Annotated in this window: 15 protein-coding genes; 6 read left to right on the forward strand and 9 right to left on the reverse strand. The window is 62.1% G+C overall.

Annotated elements, in window-relative coordinates; genetic code table 11:
* Positions 1-4: 4 nt before the first annotated feature.
* The 3 genes from ACOYXI_RS13055 (at position 5) to ACOYXI_RS13065 (ending at position 4,738) form a co-directional block, all read left to right on the forward strand.
* Positions 5-1,765: an ATP-binding protein gene (locus ACOYXI_RS13055; RefSeq protein ID WP_115984308.1), complete on the forward strand. Its 1,761-nt coding sequence runs from the start codon at positions 5-7 to the stop codon at positions 1,763-1,765.
* Complete coding sequence (locus tag ACOYXI_RS13060; RefSeq protein ID WP_139054299.1) at positions 1,765-3,096, forward strand: sigma-54-dependent transcriptional regulator; 1,332 nt, start codon at positions 1,765-1,767, stop codon at positions 3,094-3,096. The genes ACOYXI_RS13055 and ACOYXI_RS13060 overlap by 1 nt, the downstream gene beginning before the upstream one ends.
* Positions 3,097-3,418: 322 nt before the next feature.
* Entirely contained in the window at positions 3,419-4,738 is a 1,320-nt protein-coding gene (locus ACOYXI_RS13065; protein ID WP_098965312.1) for an MFS transporter, read from the forward strand.
* Between the two features lie 130 nt (positions 4,739-4,868).
* Here ACOYXI_RS13065 and ACOYXI_RS13070 read toward each other — a convergent pair whose 3' ends face one another.
* On the reverse strand, positions 4,869-5,627 hold the full coding sequence (locus tag ACOYXI_RS13070) for a COG4705 family protein (protein WP_461674929.1): 759 nt from the start codon (positions 5,625-5,627) through the stop codon (positions 4,869-4,871).
* A 343-nt stretch (positions 5,628-5,970) separates the two neighbouring features.
* On the opposite strand from ACOYXI_RS13070, the gene ACOYXI_RS13075 reads away from it, so the two are divergent.
* Positions 5,971-6,333, forward strand: a complete 363-nt coding sequence (locus tag ACOYXI_RS13075; RefSeq protein ID WP_134787203.1) for a heme utilization protein — start codon at positions 5,971-5,973, stop codon at positions 6,331-6,333.
* Between the two features lie 259 nt (positions 6,334-6,592).
* Positions 6,593-7,222, forward strand: a complete 630-nt coding sequence (locus tag ACOYXI_RS13080; RefSeq protein WP_461674930.1) for a flavin reductase family protein — start codon at positions 6,593-6,595, stop codon at positions 7,220-7,222.
* 6 nt (positions 7,223-7,228) lie between these two features.
* On the opposite strand, the gene ACOYXI_RS13085 is transcribed toward ACOYXI_RS13080, so the two are convergent.
* Entirely contained in the window at positions 7,229-7,471 is a 243-nt protein-coding gene (locus tag ACOYXI_RS13085; protein ID WP_103486312.1) for a hypothetical protein, read from the reverse strand.
* A gap of 43 nt (positions 7,472-7,514) precedes the next feature.
* Positions 7,515-7,868, reverse strand: a complete 354-nt coding sequence (locus ACOYXI_RS13090) for an antibiotic biosynthesis monooxygenase family protein (protein WP_095136993.1) — start codon at positions 7,866-7,868, stop codon at positions 7,515-7,517.
* A 338-nt stretch (positions 7,869-8,206) separates the two neighbouring features.
* On the opposite strand from ACOYXI_RS13090, the gene ACOYXI_RS13095 reads away from it, so the two are divergent.
* Positions 8,207-9,136 (forward strand): AraC family transcriptional regulator, encoded by a 930-nt coding sequence (locus tag ACOYXI_RS13095; RefSeq protein WP_115984310.1) that lies wholly within the window; start codon positions 8,207-8,209, stop codon positions 9,134-9,136.
* Positions 9,137-9,261: 125 nt separating this feature from the next.
* Here the strand turns inward: ACOYXI_RS13095 and ACOYXI_RS13100 are convergent, their stop codons facing one another.
* The 6 genes from ACOYXI_RS13100 to ACOYXI_RS13125 all read right to left on the reverse strand — a co-directional run bounded on the left by ACOYXI_RS13100 (position 9,262) and on the right by ACOYXI_RS13125 (position 16,741).
* Positions 9,262-10,317, reverse strand: a complete 1,056-nt coding sequence (locus ACOYXI_RS13100) for an ABC transporter ATP-binding protein (protein ID WP_135296447.1) — start codon at positions 10,315-10,317, stop codon at positions 9,262-9,264.
* A 13-nt stretch (positions 10,318-10,330) separates the two neighbouring features.
* Complete coding sequence (locus ACOYXI_RS13105; RefSeq protein WP_096795112.1) at positions 10,331-11,179, reverse strand: ABC transporter permease; 849 nt, start codon at positions 11,177-11,179, stop codon at positions 10,331-10,333.
* The gene (locus ACOYXI_RS13110) at positions 11,176-12,084 is read right to left on the reverse strand and encodes an ABC transporter permease (protein ID WP_025111659.1); all 909 of its coding nucleotides are present in this window, start codon (positions 12,082-12,084) and stop codon (positions 11,176-11,178) included. Before ACOYXI_RS13110 ends, ACOYXI_RS13105 begins: the two co-directional genes overlap by 4 nt.
* Positions 12,085-12,327: 243 nt before the next feature.
* Positions 12,328-13,437, reverse strand: a complete 1,110-nt coding sequence (locus tag ACOYXI_RS13115; protein ID WP_461674931.1) for an ABC transporter substrate-binding protein — start codon at positions 13,435-13,437, stop codon at positions 12,328-12,330.
* Between the two features lie 218 nt (positions 13,438-13,655).
* Positions 13,656-15,107 carry an aldehyde dehydrogenase family protein gene (locus ACOYXI_RS13120; RefSeq protein WP_461674932.1) on the reverse strand — a complete coding sequence of 484 codons (1,452 nt, stop codon included), beginning with the start codon at positions 15,105-15,107 and terminating at the stop codon, positions 13,656-13,658.
* On the reverse strand, positions 15,104-16,741 hold the full coding sequence (locus ACOYXI_RS13125; protein WP_461674933.1) for a 5-guanidino-2-oxopentanoate decarboxylase: 1,638 nt from the start codon (positions 16,739-16,741) through the stop codon (positions 15,104-15,106). Before ACOYXI_RS13125 ends, ACOYXI_RS13120 begins: the two co-directional genes overlap by 4 nt.
* Between the last annotated feature and the right edge of the window lie 163 nt (positions 16,742-16,904).

A 16,904-nucleotide genomic window follows, 5' to 3' on the forward strand; every position in this document is an offset into this window, starting at 1 on the left:
CAGCATGCTGCCGACTTCCCGTACCCTGCGTTTGTCGTTGTACACCCTGCTGATCATTGCCGGCGCGGCCATCGCTGCGACCCTTGCCATCCGCCACGCCGAACGTCAGGCGCTGGAGGAAGACGCCACCCGCGCCAGCCAGCAATTGGCGCTGTATGCCAACTCGTTGCACACCCTGATCGACCGCTATCGCGCCCTGCCCGCCGTGCTGGCGCTGGACCCGCAATTGCGCAGCGCGCTGGCCGGGCCGGTGGGTGCTGAACAACAAAACGCGCTGAATCTGAAGCTGGAGCAGATCAACGGCGCGGCGCAGTCCTCGACCCTTGAACTGCTCGATCACACTGGCCTCGCGGTGGCCGCCAGCAACTGGCGCCTGCCGAGCAGTTACGTCGGCCACAACTACGGATTCCGGCCGTACTTCAGCCAGACCCGCACGCAGGGCAGCGGACGCTTTTATGCGGTGGGCGTGACCAGCGGCATTCCCGGTTATTTTCTTTCCAGCGCGGTGCTCGGCGACAATGCCGAGTTCCTCGGCGCGATGGTGGTCAAGCTGGAGTTTCCCGAGCTTGAGCGCGAATGGAGCCAGGGCAGCGACACGCTGCTGGTCAGCGATGCACGCGGGATCATCTTCATCGCCAACCAGCCCGGCTGGCGCTATCGCTCGTTGCGGCCACTGGACAGCCGCGACATGGCCGAGATCAAGCGCACGCGGCAGTACGACAAACAATCGCTGATCCCGCTGACGCATTTGTCGCTGCGCCACTTCGACGACAACAGCGATCTGCGTCGGGTCGAAGGCCCGGACGGAACGGCGGACTACTTGTGGGAATCACTGCCGCTGGCCGCCGAAGGCTGGACCCTGCACTTGTTGCGCCGCCCGCAAGTGGCTTTCGAAGATTTGCGCAACGCCGGGCTGGCCGCCGCAGGAGTGTGGCTGGCGCTGGTGTTCCTGCTGTTGTTCCTCAATCAGCGCTGGCGCCTGTCGAAAGTCCGTCAGCGCAATCGCGAGGAACTCGAACAACTGGTCGAAGAACGCACCCGCGATCTGCGCACCGCCCAGGACGGTCTGGTGCAATCGGCCAAGCTCGCCGCACTGGGGCAGATGTCCGCCGCACTGGCCCACGAAATCAATCAACCGCTGACCGCGCAACGGATGCAACTGGCGACGCTGCGCCTGCTGCTCGAACATGGCCGCGTCGATGATGCGTACAAGGCGCTCAAACCGGTGGACGACATGCTCACGCGCATGGCATCGCTCACCGGCCATCTGAAAACCTTCGCCCGCAAGAGCCCCAGCGGCCTGCGCGAACGGCTGGATCTGGCGACCGTGGTCGATCAGTCGCTGCAACTGCTCGATGCGCGCCTACGCGACGAACAGGTCAGTCTGGTGCTGCACCTGACGCGTCCGGCGTGGGTGCGTGGTGATGCAATACGCCTCGAACAGGTGCTGATCAATCTGCTGCGCAATGCCCTCGATGCAATGCAGGGCAAACCGTGCAAGCGCCTGGAAATTCGCCTGGAGGTGGACGAACAACTGTGGCGCCTGAGCGTGATCGACAATGGCGGCGGGATTGCCGAACAGCACCTGAATCAGGTGTTCGACCCGTTCTTCACCACCAAACCGGTGGGTGACGGACTCGGCCTCGGGCTGGCGGTATCCTTTGCCATCGTGCATGAATCCGGCGGGCGTCTGAGCGTTGAAAATGGCGAGGCCGGCGCGGTGTTCAGCCTGACCCTGCCGATCGATCTGGAGGCACACATCTGATGCTCAACTCAGTGATGGTGGTCGATGACGAGAGCAGCATTCGCAGCGCCGTCGAGCAATGGCTGAGCCTGTCGGGGTTCGCGGTGCAGCTGTTCAGCCGCGCCGAAGATTGCCTCGCCGCGCTGCCGGCGCACTTTCCCGGGGTGATCCTCAGCGATGTGCGCATGCCCGGGCTCAGTGGTCTGCAGTTGCTGGCGGAAGTGCAGAAACGTGATGCCGATCTGCCGGTGATTCTGCTGACCGGTCACGGCGATGTGCCGATGGCGGTCGAAGCCATGCGTGACGGCGCCTACGACTTCCTCGAAAAACCGTTCAGCCCGGAAACCCTGCTCGGCAGCCTGCGCCGGGCGCTCGACAAGCGGCGGCTGGTCCTGGAAAACCGCGCCCTGCACGAGCAGGCCGACCACCGCGCCAGACTCGATGCAACGCTGCTCGGCGTGTCCCGTGGCATGCAGACTTTGCGTCGACAGGTGCTGGATCTGGCGGCGCTGCCGGTCAACGTGTTGATCCGCGGTGAAACCGGCAGCGGCAAGGAACTGATCGCCCGCTGCCTGCATGATTTCGGCCCGCGCGCGGACAAGCCCTTCGTGGCGCTGAACTGCGCGGCGATCCCCGAGCAGTTGTTCGAAGCCGAGTTGTTCGGCCATGAAAGTGGCGCGTTCACCGGCGCGTCCGGCAAGCGCATCGGCAAGCTGGAATACGCCGACGGCGGCACGCTGTTTCTCGATGAGATCGAAAGCATGCCGCTGGCTCAGCAAGTGAAGCTGCTGCGGGTGTTGCAGGAGCAGAAGCTGGAACGCCTGGGCTCGAACCAGAGCATTCGCGTCGATCTGCGGATCGTCGCCGCGACCAAGCCTGATCTGCTGGACGAGGCCCGGGCCGGACGTTTTCGCGAAGACCTGGCGTATCGCCTGAACGTCGCCGAGCTGCGCCTTCCGCCGCTGCGCGATCGCCGCGAAGACATTCCGCTGCTGTTCGAATCGTTCGCCTTCAGCGCCGCCCAGCGTCTGGGCCGCACTTTCCCGCCGTTGAGCGGGGCGCAATTGAGTCACCTGCTCAGCCACGACTGGCCGGGCAACGTGCGTGAACTGGCGAATGTGGCCGAGCGCCAGGTGCTGGGGCTGGATGAGCCGGTGCAGGGCATCGATCCGGGCCAGTCCCTCGCCGCTCAGCAGGAAGCCTTTGAAGCGCAATGCCTGCGCGCGGCGCTGACCCGGCACAAGGGCGATGTGAAAGCGGTGCTGGAAGAGTTGCAACTGCCGCGCCGGACCTTCAATGAAAAGCTGCAGCGGCATGGGTTGAGCCGGGAGATGTTTGTTCCGGGCAGCTGAGTTTTGCAGTGTTTGATCGGGCCTCTTCGCGAGCAAGCCACGCTCCCACAGGGTTTTGTGCTGAACACAAAATGTGTGAACACCACCGACCACTGTGGGAGCGGGCTTGCCCGCGAAGAGGCCCGCAAAGGCAACATTTATCCATCCGCCTGAATGAGCAATTTTCCGCTCACCACAATCCAGCCATAAGCGGATTTCCGCTCATAAAATCCTGCCGCCCCCTCTAAACCGGCCCTCCCCCCGTTGGCACAGCTCCTGCTATAGCCCAGACAGGCTGCGTTCCAACGCGCTCCACAAAAACAATTAAACGAAGGATCCTTCAATGGATAACTCCAACGCCCTGCCCCTTGGGTCGGCTGCCGCGCCCGCCAAAGAAAGAACCACCGCCAGCCGGATCAAATCGATCTTCAGCGGCTCGGTCGGCAACATGGTCGAGTGGTACGACTGGTACGTCTACGCCGCTTTCTCGCTGTACTTCGCCAAGACCTTCTTCCCCGCCGGTTCCACCACCGCGCAACTGATGAACACCGCCGCGATCTTCGCCGTGGGCTTCCTGATGCGTCCGATCGGTGGCTGGCTGATGGGCCTGTACGCCGACAAGGTCGGTCGCAAGAAAGCCCTGATGGCCTCGGTCTACCTGATGTGCTTCGGCTCCTTGCTGATCGCTCTCAGCCCGAACTACGAAACCATCGGCATCGGCGCGCCGATCCTGCTGGTCTTCGCGCGCTTGCTGCAAGGCCTGTCAGTCGGCGGCGAGTACGGCACCTCGGCCACCTACCTGTCAGAGATGGCGACCAAGGAACGTCGCGGCTTCTTCTCCAGCTTCCAGTACGTGACCCTGATCTCCGGCCAGCTCATCGCGCTGGGCGTGCTGATCGTGCTGCAGAACATGCTGACCACTGAACAGCTGTACGCGTGGGGCTGGCGTATTCCGTTCGCCATCGGCGCACTGTGCGCGATCGTCGCGCTGTACCTGCGTCGCGGCATGGAAGAGACCGAGTCGTTCACCAAGAAAGAGAAGTCCAAGGAAAGCGCGATGCGCACCTTGATGCGCCACCCGAAAGAACTGCTGACCGTGGTCGGCCTGACCATGGGCGGTACGCTGGCGTTCTACACCTACACCACCTACATGCAGAAATACCTGGTGAATACCGTCGGCATGAGCATCTCCGACTCGACCACCATTTCTGCCGCCACGCTGTTCCTGTTCATGTGCCTGCAACCGATCATCGGTGGCCTGTCGGATAAAATCGGTCGGCGCCCGATCCTGATCGCCTTCGGCGTACTCGGGACGATCTTCACCGTGCCGATCCTGATGACCCTGCACACCATCCAGACCTGGTGGGGCGCGTTCTTCCTGATCATGGCGGCACTGATCATCGTCAGCGGCTACACCTCGATCAACGCCGTGGTGAAAGCCGAACTGTTCCCGACCGAAATCCGCGCGCTGGGCGTCGGTCTGCCGTACGCACTGACCGTGTCGATCTTCGGTGGTACCGCCGAATACATCGCGCTGTGGTTCAAGAGCATCGGCATGGAAACCGGTTACTACTGGTACGTGACCGCGTGCATCGCGGTGTCGCTGCTGGTGTACATCACCATGAAAGACACGCAGAAACACTCGCGGATCGTGACTGACTGAGGAATGAGTCAGTTCAGCCATTGTGATGGTGGCTGTTATGGCCTCATCGCGAGCAGGCTCACTCCTACATTGATTGGTGTACGCCGCCCTTTGTAGGAGTGAGCCTGCTCGCGATTGGGGCGACTCGGTATCAGGACAATTCAGCAACTACCGTTGGCTTGCCATAACGCTTCTGCGCATACGACGCGCCGACAATCATCACCAGCAGAATCCCCGCCAGCACCGCCGACGAGCCGATGGTGCCGAAGTCCAGGCCGCCCTTTTCATGGGACTTGGTCATCAGGTCGCCCAGGGTCGCACCGAACGGCCGGGTCAGCACGAACGCCACCCAGAACAACAGCACCGACGAAATCTTCGTGAAGTATTTGAGTGCCACGACCACGGCAATGGTCGAGCCGATCAGCAGCGCGCCACCGGCAAAACCCAGGCCCGAATCATCGGCCAGGTAGTCACCGAGCGCCGTGCCCAGGGTGTTGGAAAACAGAATCGCCATCCAGTAGAACATCTCGCCGCGGAAAGTCTGCACCTTGCTGACGTTCAGAGAATCGCCGCTCAGGCGCCAGGCGGTGAAGATCGCCAGCAGAATCGCAATCAGGATCATCGACCCGGTGGCGTAGCCCAGTTCAAGGGTACGATCCATGAAGTCGGACATGGTGGTGCCGGCGGTGCTGGTCGACAGAATCACGATCCAGTACAGCAGCGGCTTGTAGGTCTTGGCCATCAGTTGGCTGATCAGCATCAGCACGAACACGCTGATCAGGATCAGCGAGCTGAGGGCGTACCCGACGTTGAGGGTCATCGACAGCAAGTCCCCCGCGGTTTCCCCCAGGGTCGTCGCGCAGATTTTCATGACCCAGAACGCCAGGGTGATTTGAGGCAGTTTGTTCATCGCAAGCAAAGCTCCAGTGTGGGACGGCCGGTTCTTGGTTTTCTGGCCGTGGGCAGACTGGCGTCGCACCGGTGAAAAACCGGTCGGCAACAGATGAAAAATCCGTCATATCGCGAAAAACAGCGATTAATCCCCCATTAATGCTGCCCCGGCATCCTGCCACTACCTGATCGATGACCCGCGCGGCGTTAGCTCCCGACAGTGGAAGCCCATTCAATGCGTCGCCCTTAATATCAAGTTAATCGATTGTTTTTAGCATTTATTTGCGCTTTTTTATCAATTTAGTTGGCGTAGCATTAAACCCATGCAAGACACACCCGCCAACGAATCTGGAGTCACTCACATGAAAACCAAACTGATCCTCGCTTTCGCCTTGTCCGTAATGGCCGCCAACACCTTTGCTGCCGACGGTTTTGATCGCACTGGCTCGGCCGTCGCTGCCGATGGTTACGACCGCACTGGCTCGGCCGTCGCTGCCGATGGTTACGACCGCACTGGCTCGGCTGTCGCTGCCGATGGTTATGACCGCACTGGCTCGGCCGTCGCTGCCGATGGTTACGACCGCACTGGCTCGGCAACTGTCGCCGAGGATGGCTACGACCGCACCGGTTCGGCGACCTTTGCTGAAGACGGCTACGACCGCACCGGTTCGGCTGCCTTCGCCGCTGACGGCTACGACCGCACCCAATCCGCTTCGATCAGCTGATTGCAGTTGTAAAGCGCACAGCCCGGCTTCGGCCGGGCTTAGTCATTTCTGGGGCATGGCAAATATCCCCTGTGGGAGCGGGCTTGCTCGCGAAAGCGCCGGGTCAGTCAACCACTGTGGCAACTGAAAGATTGCATTCGCGAGCAACCCCGCTGCCACAAAGGGGATTGCATCACTGGAATATCTTTGTGTGACTGGAAAATGCTGTTTCAGACTTGCACTATTGCCTTCTACAAACGCCCTCCAGGAACCTCCAGCCATGTCCGATGACATCCACTTCTACGAACCCGCCAACGGCCACGGCTTGCCCCACGATCCGTTCAACGCCATCGTCGGCCCGCGCCCCATCGGCTGGATTTCTTCGCAGGATGCCCACGGCCAGCTGAATCTGGCGCCCTACAGCTTCTTCAATGCGTTCAACTACATTCCGCCGATCATTGGTTTTTCCAGCATCGGGCGTAAAGACAGCCTGAACAACATCGAGCAGACCGGCGAGTTCGCCTGGAACCTCGCCACCCGGCCGCTGGCCGAGCAGATGAACAAGAGCTGCGCGATGGTCGCGCCTGAGGTCAACGAGTTTGAACTGGCGGGGCTGACGCCCGTGGCGTCGAAGGTGATTGCGGTGCCACGGGTAGCCGAAAGCCCGGTGTCCTTCGAGTGCAAGGTCACGCAGATCATCCAGTTGCAGCGCGCCGATGGCGAAACCGTGCCGAGCTGGCTGATTCTCGGCGAAGTGGTCGCCGTGCATATCGCCAAATGGCTGTTGAAGGACGGGATCTACGACACCGCCGCGGCAGAACCCATTCTGCGCGGCGGCGGGCCGGCGGACTATTTCCAGTTGGGGCCTGAAGCCCTGTTCAAGATGTGGCGCCCGGGTGCGGGCAAGTAAGCGCAGTTACCAGATCAACTCGGCGTCATCGGTGACACCCTTTAGGCGGTCCAGCTCCTGGGTCGCCGCGTCATCGGCAGCGATGGCGCCGGGGAAAACCTGATCACCCAGCAGTTTGTGGAAGCGTGGCGCACCGCCATCGACCAGGGCCTTGACCGCGATTGCCGCGTGGTAACCCTTGTTGCCGCCCAACTCGACGGGGACGACTGCGGAGACTGCTTCGAAGTGTTCAAACTCTTTACGTGCCATGGCACACATCCTGGCTCAGATGAATAAGCCGGACATTAAACCCTCAACCGGCGAGTTTGTGTATCGGTGCCGGGCATTGTCCGAGCGCCTGCGCCGCCGACACCTCTTTGAAGGTGTGGAAATCCAGGCTGTTGACCACCAGATCCTGAACCAACTCGGCAAAGATCTGCATCGACGGGCTGTTGAAATACGCGGTCATTGCCTGTTGATGGCTCCAGAAACCGGAGACCAGCCACAGGTCCGGATCGCATTGCGAATGCTGCAAGGCGAAGTTCAGGCAACCGGGGGCGTTGCGTGACGGTTCGATCAAGGCACTGAGGCGTACACCCAGTTCGGCGGAGCGTCCGGCGCGCGCTCGAACGAAGGCCATATGACTGACGGGAATCTGCTTGGACATGTTCAACCCTCCCAGGGAGTCGCGTGGCAGCCGGGGGACGGGCTGCGACAGGATCAAAGGTTAAGGGCCGGGCGCAAGGTGCCGTTAGTCGATTCCTGCCGCTGCGTTGCACAATCCTGCGAGACTGCACACAAAGCTCGTAACAACCTGCAAAACAGCGTCACACCACTGTCATACGGCGTTTCAAGCAAGTTTTCCGCCCTGCATCCTGCTATGACTGGGCACGCCGGCAATGCAATGCAGAATCAGGCAAGCATTTGACAGGATGTGTCTACCGCTGACGCTTGCACAAACATATGCTCTGCCCCATTCCAGATTCCTTGCCGAGGATGCCGTGCATGACGTCATTCGATCGTTTCCAGTCTCCGCCCGATGCCGACATGGAAAAACAGCGTGCAGAACTCGCGGCGATCATCCGCCGCAATACCACGGACGACGGCAGTTATCAGACCGCCATCGGCTCGCTGTTCATGTCGCGCCATACCCAGTCCCATGACTTCGCCCCAGTGCTCGCGCAACCGGCGCTGTGCATCATGGCTCAGGGCCGCAAAGAGGTGCGCCTGGCCGATGAGTATTTCAATTACGACCCGCTGAATTACCTGGTGGTCTCGGTCTCCATGCCGCTCAGCGGACGGGTGGTGAATGTCTCGCCGGAGGATCCGATTCTCGCCGTGCGCCTGGACATCGACCCCGCGGAAATCACTGCACTGATCGCCGACGCTGGGCCGATGGGCGTGCCGACCCGACCGACCGGGCGCGGCCTGTATGTGGAAAAGATCGACAGCGCGATGCTCGACGCGGTGTTGCGTCTGGCGCGACTGCTGGATGCGCCGAAAGACATCGCCATGCTCGCGCCGCTGATTCGCCGGGAGATTCTTTATCGCCTGCTGCGCAGTCCGCAGGGCCATCGCTTGTATGAAATCGCGATTGCCAACAGCCAGAGCCACCGCATCAGCCAGGCGATCAAATGGCTCAACGGCAACTTCGAACAGCCGCTGCGCATCGATGATCTGGCGAAAGAAGTCAACCTCAGCGTTTCGACCCTGCATCACCGTTTCAAGGCGATGACCGCGATGAGTCCGTTGCAGTATCAGAAGCAATTGCGCCTGCAGGAAGCGCGGCGCCTGATGCTGGCCGAAGGGCTGGAAGCGTCGGCGGCGGGCTATCGCGTGGGTTACGAAAGCCCGTCGCAGTTCAGCCGCGAGTACAGCCGCTTGTTTGGTGCACCGCCGTTAAGGGATCTGGCGCGGTTGCGGCAGTCGGTCTGATCCGGCATCTGCGGTGAGGCTTATGGCCCTATCGCGAGCAGGCTCACTCCTACAGTTGGAATGCGTTCCCCTGTAGGAGTGAGCCTGCTCGCGATGGCATCGGCAAGATCACCATCAAATCCTGATCAAGCCCCCAACACCCGACACGCCTCGCTCGGCAACGTCACCGACACCGGATGCCCGATCCCCAAACCGATCCCCTGACACGGCGTACTCAACGCGGTGAACGTCACCCCGGAACACTCCACCGTGGTCTCGATGGTCGCGCCGATATCGCGCACGAACGTCACCTTGCCGAGCAAGCGATTACCCGCCGTGGCTTGTGGCGCGGACAGTTGCAGATCCTCCGGACGAATCAGCATCTTCACCTTCTGCCCCACTTCGATGCTGCTGCAGATCGGCACTTGCAGCGCATCACCGCCCGGCAAACTGACCTTGCCGTCACCCAGCGCCGTGGCCGGAAAAATGTTGCCCGAACCGATGAAGTCGGCAACGAACTCGTTGGCCGGATGCCGATAGATTTCGATCGGTGTGCCCACCTGCTGCACCTTGTGCTCGCCCAGCACCACGACGATGTCGGCCATGGTCATGGCTTCGCGCTGATCGTGGGTGACCATGATCGTGGTGATGTTCAAACGCTGCTGCAACTGGCGGATTTCCACCTGCATCGACTCGCGCAGCTTGGCGTCCAGCGCCGACAACGGTTCGTCGAGCAAAAGAATTTTCGGCCGCGAGGCGATGGCCCGGGCAATCGCCACCCGCTGCCGTTGCCCGCCGGAGAGTTTCGCCACCGGCCGGTCGATCATTGCTTGCAGCTGAATCAACTCTAGCAATTCCACCACCCGCGCCTGCTGCTCGGCCTTGCTCACGCCGCGCAGTTTCAGCGGGTAGGCGATGTTCTCGCCGACGGTCATGTGCGGGAACAGCGCCAGCGACTGGAACACCATGCCGAAGTTGCGCAGGTGCGCCGGGGTGTGGCCGATGTTCTCGCCGTCGAGGCGAATCTCGCCGCCGGTCAGGGTTTCCAGCCCGGCGATCATCCGCAGCAAGGTGGTTTTGCCGCAGCCCGACGGGCCGAGAAAACACACCAGTTGGCCTTCCGGCAAATGCAGATTGACGTCCTGTACCGCGCAAGCCGAGCCGTAGAATTTCTCGACGTTTTCCAGAATCAGACCAGTCATGTTGCACCTCAAATCAAAAGGAAACGCCGCCCTCGCCCACCAGCTTCTCCAGCGCCCAGATCAGGACGAAGTCGATCAGCACGATCAGCACGGCAAACGAGAACACGGTAGGGTCGAGCGATGACACGGTGCGGCTGTACATCCAGATCGGCACGGTCATGACGTCGATGGTGTAGAGGAAATAGGTCACGGTGAATTCGTTGAACGAGACGATGAACGCCAGCAGCATCCCCGCCAGAATCCCCGACTTCATCAACGGCACCACCACGTCGACAATCGCCCGCAGCGGTGAAGCGCCGAGCATCCGCGCCGCCTCTTCGACTTCGCTGCCGATGGAGAGCATCGCGGCGGTGCAGTTTTTCACCACGAACGGCAGCGCCAGAATCACGTGGGCAATCACCAGCCGCGAGGTGGTCAGGTGAAACGGCAGGCTGTCGAACACCAGCAGCAACGCCAGTCCCAACACCACCATCGGAAACACCAGCGGCAACGACATCAGTTGCAGCGCCACGGCTTTGCCACGGAACTCGCAACGGGTCAGCGCATAGGCGGCGGGCACCGCGATCAGCGTGGCGAAAACCATGGTCAGGCACGACACCAGCAGGCTGGTAGCCATGGCCTGACCGAGGCTCAGCACGTCGCTGGCGTCTGGCGAGACGAAGGTGTGCCAGGCCGCCTTGTACCACTGCAGGCTGTAGCTGCTCGGCGGGAAGTCGAGGTTCGACGCACCGCTGAACGACATGACGATCATGGTCAGGATCGGCAACACCGCCAGCAGCAGAATGAACCCGGAGAGGATCCCGGCGAACTTGCCGGTGTCGCCAGGCAGCAGCGCCATGCGCTTGTTGGTCAGGGTACTCATTGCGAAGCCTCCAGCAGACGCCGACGACGGCCGGTGATGTATTCGGACAGGGTCATGATCGCCAGCGTAGTGACGATCAGCACCACCCCGGCAGCGGACGCGGCAGGCCAGTTCATCAGCGGCGCGATCTGGTCGTGCACCATCACCGCAAGCATCGGCACACGGCGGCCACCGAGCAGCAACGGCACGACAAAACTGCTGGCGTTGTAGGCGAACACCAGCGTCGCCCCGGTGATGATCCCCGGCAGACTCATCGGCAACACCACCTGACGAAACACCTGAAAACGGCTGGCACCCAGGGTTGCGGCGGCCTCTTCGTAAGTACGGGCGACACCGCGCATGGCGCTGGCAATCGGCAGCACGGCCAATGGGAACGCGGTCTGCACGAGGCCCATCAGCACGCCGTTCTGGTTGTACAGCAGCATGATCGGGCGCTTGATCAGGCCCAGGCCCATCAGTGTCTGGTTGAGCATCCCGCCCGGGCCGAGAATCACCAGCCAGCCGTAGCTTTGCAGCAGGAGGTTGACCAGCAGCGGCAACAGCACCGCCGCGAGAAAAATCCGCCGCACGAACGGCGAGGTCAGCCGTGACATGGTGTACGCCACCGGGATCGCCAGCAGCACCGCGATCACTGCACTGATCAGCGCCAGACGCAGGGTCAGCAGCAGGGATTTCAGATAGTAGGGTTCGAGCAATTGCGCGTAGCTGGCGAGGCTGAACCCGCTCCATTCCGCGCCTTTAGTGCCGACGCTCATGCGCAGCACCAGCAGGCTGGCCGCGATCAGCACACCGAGAAACAGCATCGACGGCGTGAGGAAAAACCACGCCCGGGCGGTCGGTGAAATACCGCGCGCCGGGCGCACGTCAGCGGCGCCAACCGGTTGGGTCAGGGATTGATGTTCCATAGCAATGATCTCGTCAATGGAAAGCTAATCTCGCAAACACCTCAATCTCCTGTGAGAGTCATTTTTTGTGGTGAGGGGATTTATCCCCGACCGGCTGCGAAGCAGTCGCAAAACCATCGTGCGCGGTACATTTGATGCACCGTATTTGCTGATCTTGGGGCAGCTACGCTGCCCATCGGGGATAAATCCCCTCACCACAGGACTCGCTCCCACAGGGGGCCCGTGGTGTTCGGGAGGCCGGCGTCAGGAAGAAAAAATTTCCGTATAGCGACGAATCCATTGGTCATGCACGGTCGCGAGGAAGGCGTTGTCGTGCATGATCGCCTTCTCGGCAATCTGCTCCGGCGTGAGGATGTACGGGCTCTTGCGCGCTTCGGCGGAGATGATCGCCTTGGCGTTGACCGGGCCGTTGAAGATGTCTTCGGCCATTTTGCCCTGCACCAGCGGGTCGAGAGAGTGGTCGATGAAGGCGTAGGCCAGGTCGGTGTCGCCCGGACGGTTCTTCGGCATCACCGAGAGCATCAGGTCAGTGTAGAAACCTTCCTTCATGCCGAACGTGGCACCGAGGCCGTAGTTCGGATCGCGGATCTGCTTGGGGAAAAATGCCGGGGCGTACAGCCCACCCATGTCCAACGACCCGGTGCGGAACAGTTCGGCGATCTGGTTCGGATTCTCGCCGAGGGTGACCACACGCTCCTTCAGCTCGGCGAGTTTCTTGAAGCCCGGTTCGATGTTGTGTTCGTCACCGCCGGCCAGTTTCGCGGCGATGATGATCAGGTCCATCGCCTCGGTCCAGTTCGGCGGCGGCAGGAAAATGTTCGGCGCCAGATCGGCATCCCACAGCGCGGCATAACTGTCCGGTGCCTGTTTGAGGGTGCGAGTGCTGTAGACCAGACTGTTGCACCACAGCAGGTAACCGATGCCGTGCCCGTTGGCGCCGGTGCGGTATTTTTCCGGTACATCGATCAGGTTGGGAATCCGGTTCAGGTCGGGTTTTTCCAGCAGCCCGGCGGCGGCCAGACCTTCGGCGCCGACCCCGGCCAGGGTGATGATGTCGTACTGCGGACGATCACCGCCGGCCTTGAGTTTGGCGACCATTTCCGAGGTGCTGCCGGTGCGGTCGGCGATGACCTTGGCGCCGGTCTTGGCCTCGAAGGTGGCGGCGATGTTGCGCAGTGCGGCGAGGCCGGTGTCATCCGACCAGGTCAGCAAGCGCAGGGTCTTGCCGGCGAACCGCGTGTCGCTGGCGCTGGCGCTGGCCCGGATGAAGGGCATGCTCAGGGCCGCCGCCGCTACCGAGGCGACGCCCACGGTTTTAATGAATTGACGCCTGTTCAGATCGTGCTCGCCCATGACGGACTCCCTTTGTTCTTTTAAGTATGAGGTTGGTCGCAACCGTTGCATCCGCGCGGCCGGATCCGCTGCAGGCCTTGTATTAAAAGGCCTGCAGCGCTGCCGACGGGTTCATCCTGAGGTCGTGCAATACACCTGACTATCGATAAAAACTCATCGAAGCCATGACACCGACGCATGCCTCGTTGCGAGGCATGCGCTCACCTTTTTTCGGGCGTTCAAAGCGCCCGGATCACGTGTTTGATTTCCTGAAACGCGGCCAGGCCCCACGGCCCCAATTCACGGCCGATGCTGCTCTGCTTGTAGCCGCCCCACGCCGTCTGCGGGAAGATCACTTGCGGCGCGTTGAGCCATACAAGCCCCGCCTGCAGGGCGTTGGCGACGCGGTCGGCAGTCTCGGCGTTACGCGTCACCACACTGGCGACCAGCCCGAACTGGCTGTCGTTGGCCAGGGCAATCGCCTCGGCTTCGCTGCTGAAACTGCGCACGCAGAGCACCGGGCCGAAAATCTCTTCACACCACAACGCACTGTCGAGGGGCACATCGGTGAACACCGTCGGCTGCAAAAAATAGCCGCGCGGCAGATGCGCCGGACGATTGCCGCCGCACACCAGCTTCGCCCCGGCACTCAAACCGCGGTCGATGTGGCCGAGCACGCGCTGGTATTGCGCCTGATTGACCAGCGCGGCCATCTCCACGTCCGGGTCGAACGGATCGGCCACGCGAATCGCTTGTGCGCGCTTTTGCAGACGCTCAAGAAACTCATCGGCCAGCTCATCGGCGACCAGCACCCGGCTGGTGGCCGAGCACATCTGCCCGGCGTTGAAGAAACCGCCGCCGCAGGCCAGTTCCACCGCCAGTTCCAAATCGGCATCTTCAAGCACCAACAGCGAAGATTTGCCGCCCAGTTCCAGGCTCACGCCCTTCACCGTTTCGGCGGCGCGCTGCATCACCTGCACGCCGACGGCGTTGCTGCCTGTGAAAGAGATCTTGGCGATGCGCGGGTCCGCCGACAGCGGTGCACCGACCGCCAGACCGGTGCCGCAAACCAGGTTGAACACACCGTCGGGCAAGCCGGACTCGGCAATGATCGCCGCCAGTTCCAGCTCCGGCAGCGGCGTGACTTCCGACGGTTTGAGCACCACGCAGCAACCGGCGGCCAAGGCAGGCGCAAGTTTCCACGCGGTGGTGACCATCGGGAAATTCCACGGCACGATCAGCCCGACCACACCGCACGGTTCACGACGCAGACGCGCGCTGAAGTCATCGCTGGGCAGCGCCACGTTGCTGTCGAGTTGTGCGTCGAGGCCTTCGGCCAATTCGGCGTAATACTCGAACGTGGCGATCACATCATCGACATCGATCGCCGCTTCGAATTGCGGTTTGCCGTTGTTGCTCGACTGCAACTTCATCAAGTGGTCACGACCGTTGCGCACGCCGTTGGCGATGTTGCGCAGAATCGCGCCACGCTCGGCGCCAGTGGTTTTCGACCAGCGCTTGAACGCTTCAGTGGCGGCGCTGACGGCCAGATCAACCGCGCGTTCATCGCCGCCATTGACCGTGGTCAGCAGCGCTTCGGTGGCCGGGTTGATCACCCGCAGATGCTCACGTCCGGCCGACCATTGACCGTTGATGTACAGGCCATCGAGTGTGGTTGGGAAATTGATCATTGGGCCACCGCCTGCATCCACTGGGTCTGGTCGATTTCGATCAGGGTCGGGCCCTGACGATCGGTGGCAGCACGCAGCGCGCCGCGCAATTGTTCGACCGAGCTGATCGCCTCGGCGGCGCAGCCCAGGGCCTTGGCCACGCCGATGAAATCCGGGGTGTAGATATCGACGCCGACCGGTTCGATGGCGCGGTTGACCATGTATTTTTTGATCTCTTCGTAACCCTGGTTATTCCACAGCAGGATGATCACCGGCGTACGCGCTTCAACCGCGCTGGCCAGTTCCGGCAGGGTGAACTGCAAGCCGCCGTCGCCGATCAGGCACACCACTGGCGGACGAGCGCCGTCCTCAATGCCGCCACCGAGCCACGCGCCAATCGCCGCCGGCAGGGCGTAACCGAGGGTGCCGTAACCGGTGGACGAGTTGAACCAGCGCCGTGGACGTTCCGGGTTGAACGTGAGGTTGCCGGTGTACACCGGTTGCGTGGAGTCGCCAACGAACACTGCGTCCGGCAATTCGTGCAGCACGGTTTCCAGAAAACGGGTCTGGGCCAGGGTTGGCGCATCCCAGGTCGCGGCCAGTTCATCGCGCAGACGCGCTGCCCGCACCTGGCCCCAATCGTTACGCCGCTCGGCCAGCGCCTGCTGCGACAGTGCGCCGAGCAGCGCTTGTGCGGCGTTGCGCGAGTCGGCGACCAAGGCCACGTGCGGCGGATAGTTGCGCACGGTCTGATCGGCGTCGATGTCGATGCGCAGCAACTTGCCGGGGATTTCAAAGCCGCCGGCGAAGGTCACGTCGTAATCGGTTTCGGCCAGTTCAGTGCCGATCGCCAGCACCACGTCGGCATCGGCGACCAGTGCGCGAGTGGCGACCAGGCTTTGCGTCGAGCCGATCAGCAGCGGATGGCTGGAGGGCAACATGCCTTTGGCGTTGATGGTCAGCGCCACCGGGGCGTCGAGCAGCTCGGCCAGCTCAGTCAGTTCGGCGGCGGCATCGATGGCGCCGCCACCGGCGAGAATCAGCGGACGCCGAGCGCCGGCCAGCAACTCAGTCATGCGCCGTACTGCAGCCGGTGCAGCCCCGGCGCGGTCGATGTGCACCGGAACGCTGGCGAGCAGCTCATCAGCCTCTTCTACCAAAACATCCAGCGGAATCTCGATGTGCACCGGACGCGGACGCCCGGCCTGAAACAGTGCGAAAGCACGGGCCAGCACGCCGGGCAATTCCGCCGCCGACATCAGGGTGTGGGAGAACGCCGCGACGCCGCCGACCAGCGCGCTCTGGTTCGGCAACTCGTGGAGCTTGCCGCGACCGCCACCCAACTGGCTGCGGGTCTGCACGCTGGAGATCACCAGCATCGGGATCGAGTCGGCGTAGGCCTGGCCCAGCGCGGTGGTGATGTTGGTCATGCCCGGGCCGGTAATGATGAAGCACACACCCGGTTTGCCGCTGGTGCGCGCATAGCCGTCAGCCATGAAACCGGCGCCCTGCTCGTGCCGTGGAGTGACGTGGTTGATGCTCGAACGGGCCAGCCCGCGATACAGTTCCACGGTGTGCACCCCGGGAATGCCGAACACCTGCTCGACCCCGTAATCCTCGAGTAACTTGACCAGTACTTCGCCACACGTCGCCATGTCGATTGCCCTTCTTGTTCGTTTGAGACACCGAGCTCCTGGTGAGAGCGGGCTTGCTCGCGAAGGCGGTGTGTCAGCCAACATCAATGGGGATGACACACCGCATTCGCGAGCAAGCCCGCTCCCACAAGAGTCCGTGGAATGGGTTCATTGAACGGGCGGC

The sequence above is a fragment of the Pseudomonas sp. G3-19 genome (assembly GCF_054855875.1).

Excerpts from the sequence above, each read along its gene's own strand:
- ACOYXI_RS13075 (WP_134787203.1), top strand. The coding sequence starts at position 5,971 with ATGAAAACCAAACTGATCCTCGCTTTCGCCTTGTCCGTAATGGCCGCC.
- ACOYXI_RS13070 (WP_461674929.1), bottom strand. The coding sequence starts at position 5,627 with ATGAACAAACTGCCTCAAATCACCCTGGCGTTCTGGGTCATGAAAATC.
- ACOYXI_RS13060 (WP_139054299.1), top strand. The coding sequence starts at position 1,765 with ATGCTCAACTCAGTGATGGTGGTCGATGACGAGAGCAGCATTCGCAGC.
- ACOYXI_RS13065 (WP_098965312.1), top strand. The coding sequence starts at position 3,419 with ATGGATAACTCCAACGCCCTGCCCCTTGGGTCGGCTGCCGCGCCCGCC.
- ACOYXI_RS13085 (WP_103486312.1), bottom strand. The coding sequence starts at position 7,471 with ATGGCACGTAAAGAGTTTGAACACTTCGAAGCAGTCTCCGCAGTCGTC.
- ACOYXI_RS13090 (WP_095136993.1), bottom strand. The coding sequence starts at position 7,868 with ATGTCCAAGCAGATTCCCGTCAGTCATATGGCCTTCGTTCGAGCGCGC.
- ACOYXI_RS13080 (WP_461674930.1), top strand. The coding sequence starts at position 6,593 with ATGTCCGATGACATCCACTTCTACGAACCCGCCAACGGCCACGGCTTG.
- ACOYXI_RS13105 (WP_096795112.1), bottom strand. The coding sequence starts at position 11,179 with ATGAGTACCCTGACCAACAAGCGCATGGCGCTGCTGCCTGGCGACACC.
- ACOYXI_RS13115 (WP_461674931.1), bottom strand. The coding sequence starts at position 13,437 with ATGGGCGAGCACGATCTGAACAGGCGTCAATTCATTAAAACCGTGGGC.
- ACOYXI_RS13110 (WP_025111659.1), bottom strand. The coding sequence starts at position 12,084 with ATGGAACATCAATCCCTGACCCAACCGGTTGGCGCCGCTGACGTGCGC.
- ACOYXI_RS13095 (WP_115984310.1), top strand. The coding sequence starts at position 8,207 with ATGACGTCATTCGATCGTTTCCAGTCTCCGCCCGATGCCGACATGGAA.
- ACOYXI_RS13120 (WP_461674932.1), bottom strand. The coding sequence starts at position 15,107 with ATGATCAATTTCCCAACCACACTCGATGGCCTGTACATCAACGGTCAA.
- ACOYXI_RS13055 (WP_115984308.1), top strand. The coding sequence starts at position 5 with ATGCTGCCGACTTCCCGTACCCTGCGTTTGTCGTTGTACACCCTGCTG.
- ACOYXI_RS13125 (WP_461674933.1), bottom strand. The coding sequence starts at position 16,741 with ATGGCGACGTGTGGCGAAGTACTGGTCAAGTTACTCGAGGATTACGGG.
- ACOYXI_RS13100 (WP_135296447.1), bottom strand. The coding sequence starts at position 10,317 with ATGACTGGTCTGATTCTGGAAAACGTCGAGAAATTCTACGGCTCGGCT.